The organism is Pseudoalteromonas sp. P1-16-1b (assembly GCF_001401785.1).
GTDB classification, from domain to species: domain Bacteria; phylum Pseudomonadota; class Gammaproteobacteria; order Enterobacterales; family Alteromonadaceae; genus Pseudoalteromonas; species Pseudoalteromonas undina.
The window spans coordinates 1-554 of record NZ_LKGQ01000052.1 but is presented as its reverse complement, the minus strand read 5'-3'; the positions used below and the strand labels follow the sequence as shown (position 1 = coordinate 554).

1 rRNA gene is annotated in these 554 nt (G+C 46.6%); it reads left to right on the top strand.

Annotated elements, in window-relative coordinates:
- Positions 1-25 precede the first annotated feature (25 nt).
- Positions 26-554: ribosomal RNA gene (locus AN392_RS18085) — 23S ribosomal RNA — on the top strand; the annotation flags it as partial.

Sequence of the window (554 nt, the reverse complement as noted above, 5' to 3'; positions counted from 1 at the left end):
AAACAAAGACCCGTTTGGGTTGTATGGTTAAGTGACTAAGCGTACACGGTGGATGCCTTGGCAGTTGGAGGCGATGAAGGACGTATTAACTTGCGATAAGCCTAGTCAAGCTAGTAAAAAGCACTTGAGACTAGGATTTCCGAATGGGGAAACCCACCTGCTTGCAGGTATCGTTAACTGAATACATAGGTTAACGAGGCGAACGCGGAGAACTGAAACATCTAAGTACCCGTAGGAAAAGAAATCAACCGAGATTCCGATAGTAGCGGCGAGCGAAATCGGAACAGCCCTTAAGCTTATTATGTGTTAATGGAAGGCTCTGGAAAGTGCCACGATACAGGGTGATAGTCCCGTACATGAAAACGCATTTTAAGTGAAATCGAGTAGGTCGGAGCACGTGAAACTTTGACTGAATATAGGTGGACCATCATCTAAGGCTAAATACTCCCAACTGACCGATAGTGAACCAGTACCGTGAGGGAAAGGCGAAAAGAACCCCTGTGAGGGGAGTGAAATAGAACCTGAAACCGTGTACGTACAAGCAGTAGGAGCCC